The 7392-nt window shown below is 63.9% G+C and carries 7 protein-coding genes; 3 read left to right on the plus strand and 4 right to left on the minus strand.

Annotated features, from left to right (window positions below):
- Positions 1-267: 267 nt before the first annotated feature.
- Positions 268-1065, plus strand: coding sequence for an alpha/beta fold hydrolase (locus PGX04_RS27005; protein WP_273741311.1), 798 nt, complete (start codon positions 268-270; stop codon positions 1063-1065).
- Positions 1066-1258: 193 nt separating this feature from the next.
- Here the strand turns inward: PGX04_RS27005 and PGX04_RS27010 are convergent, their stop codons facing one another.
- Positions 1259-2563: a YihY/virulence factor BrkB family protein gene (locus tag PGX04_RS27010; protein ID WP_273741312.1), complete on the minus strand. Its 1305-nt coding sequence runs from the start codon at positions 2561-2563 to the stop codon at positions 1259-1261.
- 314 nt (positions 2564-2877) lie between these two features.
- On the opposite strand from PGX04_RS27010, the gene PGX04_RS27015 reads away from it, so the two are divergent.
- Positions 2878-3078, plus strand: a complete 201-nt coding sequence (locus PGX04_RS27015; protein WP_273741313.1) for a hypothetical protein — start codon at positions 2878-2880, stop codon at positions 3076-3078.
- 72 nt (positions 3079-3150) lie between these two features.
- On the opposite strand, the gene PGX04_RS27020 is transcribed toward PGX04_RS27015, so the two are convergent.
- Positions 3151-4272 (minus strand): tRNA (guanine(26)-N(2))-dimethyltransferase, encoded by a 1122-nt coding sequence (locus PGX04_RS27020; protein WP_273741314.1) that lies wholly within the window; start codon positions 4270-4272, stop codon positions 3151-3153.
- Positions 4273-4412: 140 nt separating this feature from the next.
- Between PGX04_RS27020 and PGX04_RS27025 the strand changes: the two genes are divergently transcribed.
- Positions 4413-4769, plus strand: coding sequence for a hypothetical protein (locus PGX04_RS27025; RefSeq protein ID WP_098726071.1), 357 nt, complete (start codon positions 4413-4415; stop codon positions 4767-4769).
- Between the two features lie 71 nt (positions 4770-4840).
- Here the strand turns inward: PGX04_RS27025 and PGX04_RS27030 are convergent, their stop codons facing one another.
- Together PGX04_RS27030 and hisH are read right to left on the minus strand one after the other, a co-directional pair.
- Entirely contained in the window at positions 4841-6040 is a 1200-nt protein-coding gene (locus PGX04_RS27030) for a Cdc6/Cdc18 family protein (RefSeq protein WP_273741315.1), read from the minus strand.
- A gap of 838 nt (positions 6041-6878) precedes the next feature.
- Positions 6879-7392 (minus strand): imidazole glycerol phosphate synthase subunit HisH (gene hisH / locus PGX04_RS27035; RefSeq protein ID WP_273741316.1); only part of this gene is annotated, 514 nt, incomplete at its 5' end.

A 7392-nucleotide genomic window follows, 5' to 3' on the forward strand; every position in this document is an offset into this window, starting at 1 on the left:
AGGACGCCAGCCGTACCGACGCCGCGGTGGATCCGGACGCGGTCCGCGAGTCGGACGCGACCGATCGCGGGCCGACGACCGAAGACGGCGCACAGGGCCTCAAGGACGACCCGGAAACGGAGCGGCTCGCGGACGCCGGTTCCGACGATCGCGAAGACGAGTAACGTAGTCTACTTTCGTCAGTGGAGTTCGCGTGACTGCGCCAGCGGACCTGCTGCCGTGGTTCGCCGGGTCGCCTACTAAGCCTCTCCTGCTGCTACGTGGGCTATGGCTTGGACAGACGAAAGCGGCGGCTCCGAGGGTGTCGACGTCACCGGCCCGTCGGACGCACAGTCGATCGTGTTCGTACACGGTGCGATGTTTACCCGAAAGATGTGGCTTCCCCAACAACGGGAGCTCTCCGAGTCGTTCCACGTCGTCTCGCCGGATCTCCCCGGCCACGGTACTCGCGCCGGCAAGCCGTTCCGGATGGAGCCGGCGATCGACGTCCTCGAGGACGCCCTCGAGACGCACGTCGACGGGTCGGCCGTCCTCGTCGGGCTCTCGCTCGGCGGCTACGCGGTCACGGAGTATGCTCATCGCCATCCCGACGAGGTCGACGCGCTGGTGCTGTCGGGGAGCAGCGTGAACCCGGTGAATACGATGGAACTCGGCACGCGACTGACCGGGGGGCTGTCGCGGCTCCTGACGAAACCCGATGTCGGAAAGCGCGCCGTCGAGGAACTCGCGACGCGATGGGTTCAAAATCGTGACCTCCCGCCGGATATCGAGCGAGAGATCATCGAAGCCGGCTTCTACCCGGAGCAGTTCGGCGACGCGGCACCGGACATCGCGGGCGAGGATTTCCGGGCGAAGCTCTCCACGTATCCCGGCTCGACGCTCGTCCTCAACGGCGAGAACGACAAACTGATGCGCCGCGGCGAGCGGGCCCACGCCGGGGCCGCGCGTGACGGCCGCGTGGAAGTCCTCGCGGACGCCGGCCACATCTGTAACCTCCACCGACCGGCCACGTACACCGACCGGGTTCGACGGTTCGTCCAACGGACCGTCCCGACGCAGCAGTAGGTCAGGCGTTCGTCGCCGGGTGTCTGCTCGAACACCGGATGTACGGTTGCTCAAGGGCGTACGTGGCCGTGTCAGAAGTGGTGCGAACGTCCGGGAGAATAGCAGGATTGCGGACTCACGGCGGCTTCGGGCGGGTCGGTCGACGGGTGGCCGGACGTACCGACGGCTCAGGGGCGGCGGTCGCCGCGGCAGTTCAGGAACGTCGGTCGCCGATCGCATTGCGCAGCCGACCCGGGAGTCCGAGCAGGGAGATTCCGAACCCGAACAGCACCATCAGCACGTAGAGTCCGAGCGTCGAGGTCCAGACGACGAACATCGCGAGGATCGACCAGCCGCCCGCCAGGAAGTAAAACGCCGCGATCGACATCGCAGTTCCGTACAGCAAGACGAGGTACGGCCCCCAGTCGTGGGCGTGGCCGCGTCGCACTCGCCGTCGAACGTAGCGTTTGAGCTCGCCCTCGAGGGACTCCTTCCTGACGGTTCGGTTCTCGACGTCGTCCTCGAAGGTGTCGACGCGATCGCGCAGCCGCTCGATCTCTTCGCGCAGTACCTCGGGGTCGTCCGCGCGGTCGCGCGTCCGAGCGCTCGTTCGACTCGCCCTCGCGCTGGTGCGGTCACTGGCGCGATCCTCCGTGGCCCCCTCGTCGGCACCCGTGGCGTCGTCGGTCATCGCTTCTGTCGGAATCTGTCGATGTCCGGGACTTTGTAGCTGCCGATCCACTTCACGGTCGGCGAGGACTGCGTTGAGGACCGCACCGAAGACGAGGATGATCGAGCCGACGTAGAGCCAGACGAGGACGAGGAACACGGCACCGAGCGCGCCGTAGACCGCGTACCCGGTGGCCAGACCGGTGTACAGCGAGAACGTGCGACTCAGTGTGAACCAGCCGACCGCGGCGACGATCGTTCCCGGTGCGGCCTCGCGAAGGCCGACGTTCGCGTCCGGAAAGATGACGTACAGCGGCAGGAACGTCGCGACCAGCCCGAGAACGATGAACAGCTGTCCGACGATCGAGAGTCCGAATCCGGCAACGAATCGGATCACCAGCTCGAGCGCGCCGACGACGACGAGGCCCAGGGTGATGCCGACGGAGACGATCGTCGCGTCCCAGACGGTGTCAAGCAGTGACTTCTCCCCCGCAGTGCCGTACACCTGCGAGAAGGCCCGGTCGAGCCCGCGGAGGACCCGGCTCGAGCCCCAGAGCAGGCCGAGGATGCCGACGATGGTCGCTCCCTGGCGGCCGGTGTCGTCCACGATCGTCTCGGCGAGCAGCTCCTGAGCGTCCGGCGTGAGCACGTCGCTTGCCGCCGCCGTGAGCCGCGCTGCGAGCGCCTCGCCCCCGATCGATGCCGCAATTCCCAGCGCGAGCAGCATGAGCGGGACGAGCGAGATGAAGCCGTAGAACGCGACGCCCGCTGCGAGCAGCGTCAACTGTTCGTTCCTGGCGAGCCGAACGGCTTCTCCCGTCACCTCGAGTCCCCGTCTGTGATCGAGCACGCGCGGCCCTTCGACGCGGGCCGCAATATGTAATCGCACGACACGGTGTTGCAATGGTCCGTTACGATGGTGCGACGGGCGTTTGCTCCTCGAGTCAGGAGCGACGTCGACGCCCGGTTCTATCGGGGCCCTCGTACGGTCCCGTTAGCGGCTGTACGAAGCCGATTAGCCACCGCTATTCGGACCGAGTTCCGTTGCCAGGACCCCGTTCGCGCCTGACGGCCAGCGGGTCCGTCGGCGGTATCATCTCGTGGCCGTGCCGTCGAGCGAGTCGGACCCGCCTCGCTTTTCTGTTATCGCGTGAACGTGACCGTATGGAACAACGACGCTGTCCGGACTGCGGCGTGACGATGGAAGGGGTGACCGTCCGCGATGGCGAGGGCATGAAGCCGTCCATTGCGACCGGGAAACGCGACGGATTGCTGGGGAAGATCGGCCTGCAGAACACGACGAAACTCCGGAGCGTCTGCTGTCCGGAGTGCGGGCTCGTCCGCCTGTACGCGGACGTGGAGTAACGGGTCTCTCGACACGGTCAGTCGAACCGTCTCTCGATCTGGGCCGTCGAAACGCGGTCAGTCGAACCGCAGTCAATCGAGGTTCCCTTCGGTCGCCGCGCGGATCTCGCCCACGCTGGCGTCCGTCTTGAACGTCGTCCCACCGTAGTGGGCTCTCGAGGCCGCATACCCCGCCTCGCGCAGGTCCGTGAGGAACTCGTCCATCGCGTTTGCGGGCAGCCCCCAGTTCCGACAGAGCTTGTGCTGGTCGTAGTGTGTCGGCTCGTCCAGTTCGGCCGAGAGCGCGTCGCAGAGCTCTCGAGCCTCGGGCGCGGTATCGAACGTGTACGGAATTTCGTCGCGGACCGCGGCGACGAACTTGCGATTCCGAATGGAACCGAGCCAGACGGGGCCGGCGGTGAGCATTCGATTTCCCCCGCAGTGGGGGCACGTCTCGAGCGGATCGGCGAGCAGCCCGGAATCGGCCTCACGGTAGAGACAGTCTTCACAGTGGTAGAGGTGGCCTAACTCGTCGATCGCGGCGTCGGCCGCGGTGGGCTTGTGCTCGAGCTCGAGGTAGGTCCGGACGTAGTGACTGGTCGCGTGGGTCAGGAGCGGCTCGACGCCGACGTCGACGCGCGCGGCGCTGCGAGCGAGCGCCGAGACGAGGATTCGAACGCCCATCTCGGCGTGGTAGTCCGTGTTCCGGGGGATCGCGGAATAGGAGCGCACGCCGCTGTTGAAGTGGGCCCCGCACAGCGGCGCGGTGTCCGTCGCGGTGACGCAGACCAGGTCCCGACAGTTCGCGAACGCGGCGTCGGCGAACGGCATCGGCGTCCCGTAGGGGTCGAGATCGATCACGTCGAACGGCTCCTCGTGCATGAGGGCGGAGACGTTGCGGTGTTCGACCCGCGCCCGCTCGTCGCAGTCGTTTCGCTCGAGGTTCTCCCGCGCGAGGGCGACCGCCTCCTCGTCGACGTCACAGCAGGTGACCTCCCAGCCGTCGGCGGCGGCCCTGACACCGCGGACGCCGCTCGCGGTCATCGCGTCCAGATACGAGGTAGCGCGCTCCTCGCGGTCGCGATAGGCTCGCAGCGTCGCGATCGTCAGATCCCGGTTCAATTCCTGTCGCGGATTGTAGAAGACCGCCTCCTCGATGCCCTCGGTCTGCTCCCCGGGGATTTCGAGTTCGACCCCGCCCTCAGTGACGCGCATACCACGTCTCGTCGGTAGCGGGCGAAAAGCAGTGTGGTCTCGCGCGGCTCGAGCGTCGCCGAAGCCGGGCGGATCCGATCGGTCCGCCGTCGCGGTACAACAACCAAACCGATTTTACAGTTGGGGACACAGTTCCGGTCGTGTCGGAGGCCAACCCCGTCGAGCGATGGCAGGCCGCCCTCGAAGAAGCCGGCGAACTCACGCCCGCGATCGTCGGCGATATCTCGCAGGTCCACGGCGACCGCGGGGTTCGCGCCATCGAGGCGGTCGGCGAAAACCGGGTGAAGGCCTACCGCGATTTCACGATCGTCGTCGGCTACGACGACGAGTACATCGTCGAGGACGGCGGCTGTACTTGCAAGGACAGCGAGTACAACCTCGACGCTGACGACCCGACCGAGAAGTGCTGGCACTCGCTGGCCGTCGCGATCGCGCGCCGGGTCGGCCACGTCGACTACCACGATATGTGGTACTCGGAGGTCCGCGAACTGTTGTAGCCGATTGCCGTTGTGCTCAAATTACTGCCGTCGTTTCGGGTTCAAATCACCGATCGGTCGCTCGGTTTCCGTCACTCGGACTCGTTACAGGCGGCGATGATGACTTTCGGATCGTCGATCAGCCGATTCTCCATGTAGTTCCCTTTCCCTCTGCCGGCCCACTTGCGCTCCTGCTCGATAATCGAGAGGAACTCGAGTTCCGAAAGGATGTCTCGGACGCGCCGGAGCTTCAGATGCTCGGACTGATCGCGATCACACAACCGCTTGTACAGGTCGTACGCTTCGTTCGTCGTTATCGGTGCGTCGTCCCCCTCCTTTTGCTGGGTGAGCAGCGCCATCGCCTCGAGAACCAGTTTCGCGTGACTCGGACTCTTGGAAATCAGTTCGGCGAGGCGGCTGGTCTCCTCGCGCTCGTGAGCGTGATCGACGCAGTCCTCCGTGACGGAGTCGTGGTCGTTCTCCTCGGCAATCTCGCCGGCGAATCGGAGGATATCGATCGCCTTCCGCGCGTCGCCGTGTTCACGGGCTGCCAGTGCGGCGACGCGAGGGACGACGCCGTCTTCGAGCACGCTCTCGTGGAACGCGTCGGAGCGTGATCGGAGAATCTCTCGGATCTGGGTCGCGTCGTACGGGGAGAAGACGTACTCCCGTTCACAGAGGCTCGATTTGATCCGCTCGTCCAGCGAGTCCTTGTACCGGACCTTGTTCGAGATTCCGATGACGCCGATCGTGCTCTCGGTGAGCTTTCCCGATTCGACCGCTCGCGAGAGCTGCATCAGGATTTCGTCGTCTTCGATCTTGTCCACCTCGTCCAGGATGATCAGCGCGACGTCGTACCGCGTGTCGACGATGCGCCAGAGACGACGGTAGTACTCGGCCGTGCTCAACCCCGAGTGGGGGATCGAGATCTCCGTTTCCGTCTGCTCGTTGAGTTGATGACCGGCCGATTGCACGGCCTGTGTCTCCGTCGATTCCTGGAGACAATCGACGTAGGCGACGCCGATCGATACGTCGTTATCCTTCGCACGCTCGACGGCGTGATTCGTGATGAATTTTGAACAGAGGGATTTCCCAGTACCCGTCTTTCCGTAGACGAGAACGTTGTTCGGCGTGTTCCCGCGCGTGGCCGGTTTAATCGCGTTCGCGAGGTTCGTCAGTTCGTCCTCGCGGCCGATAATCCGGTCGCCGTCCGGGAGGTGTGAGACCTGCAGGAGTTCCTTGTTCCGGAAGACCTCATTTTCGCTGCCGAAGTAATCCATCGAGTCGGACATTCAGTTGGTCAAACGATTCATCGGAGACCACTTAACCCATTCGGACCGTGGTGCCGCTGTATATTGTCTGAATGCTCTTTAGAGGATTTAAAGCTGGGAATTTAGACCCCTCATTGCCGCTGTATGGCCGGAATACAACTCCGTATTTCCGCTGTATTGTCCGTCCGTGACCGTGCGGTCTCGCTGTATCGTATTCGGAACCTTCCTCTCGAGAACTGATTCGCCGGGTTCACCTGCAGTTGCGCACCGAACTTCTGCTGTATATCGCCGAAATGGGTTATAGATGGACTGATTCAGTTGTTCACCACCCCTCGGTGCCGCTGTATTCGGAGTCACACACCCCGAAATGCCGCTGTAACGACGCGGCGGTGGGAGCGTACCAGAAACGAGGGTTCGAGTATGCAGATCGAGCGAAAGACGGGTTCAGGAGAGCGATCAGGCGAACGACGGTACAGGCCTGAGTCGACTCGAGTGATAATCCTGCGTTCGAAACCGACCGAACGTAATTGCGTTCAAAACACTCAGTGGATGGTGACACACCAGTAGTATTTAATAGCATTGTCTCTCGGTTCGGACGACGTGACAGTTGAACTCGTAACTCAGCTAGATCGATCGAAATATCGCAGCTCGGCCAGTATCCCGGGGACTTACAGCGGAACTCTGGGGTGTGTCGCTCCGTCACTTCGCTCGATCCAGCCCTCTCTATCTCATAAGAACAGTCACGTCTCACTCACCCACCTTTTCCGCTCGGGTTCGTTCGCGCTGCTCACTCACCACTCACGGCAAAAATCTGGACCAAAAAGGACCGCTCACTCCTGATGGTCGTTCGCGATCAAAGTCACGCTTCGACGCAGATCTCGACGAAGTTCCGCAGGATCTGTAGTCCCGTCTCGCCGCTCTTCTCGGGGTGGAACTGCGTGCCGAAGACGTTCCCCGCCTCGTTGGCCACGATCGAGGGGAACTCGAGTTCGTAGTCCGTCGTCGCGACCGTCGCGTGTTCGTCGTCCGGGGCCGCGTAATACGAGTGGACGAAGTACGCGTAGTTCCCGTCCACGCCCGCTACGAGGGGATGGTCGCGCTGGATCTCGAGTTCGTTCCAGCCCATGTGCGGAACCTTCTGGCCCTCGGCGAATCGGACGTTGGTGCCGGGGATCAGATCCAGCCCCTGGACGGCCGACTCGCCCTCGTTTTCGCCCTCCTCGCTCGTCGTGAGTAGCATCTGCATCCCGAGACAGATACCGAAGAGAGGGGTGCCGCTGTCGGCCACCTCGAGGAGGTCCTCGCGAAGCGGGTCGGCGTTCTCGACGCCCTCGCGGAACGCGCCGACGCCGGGCAGGACGACGCCGTCGGCC

The organism is Natrinema soli (genome assembly GCF_028618695.1).

Coding starts and splice junctions, on each gene's coding strand:
- PGX04_RS27015 (WP_273741313.1), top strand. CDS start 2,878: ATGGAACAACGACGCTGTCCGGACTGCGGCGTGACGATGGAAGGGGTG.
- PGX04_RS27030 (WP_273741315.1), bottom strand. CDS start 6,040: ATGTCCGACTCGATGGATTACTTCGGCAGCGAAAATGAGGTCTTCCGG.
- PGX04_RS27020 (WP_273741314.1), bottom strand. CDS start 4,272: ATGCGCGTCACTGAGGGCGGGGTCGAACTCGAAATCCCCGGGGAGCAG.
- PGX04_RS27005 (WP_273741311.1), top strand. CDS start 268: ATGGCTTGGACAGACGAAAGCGGCGGCTCCGAGGGTGTCGACGTCACC.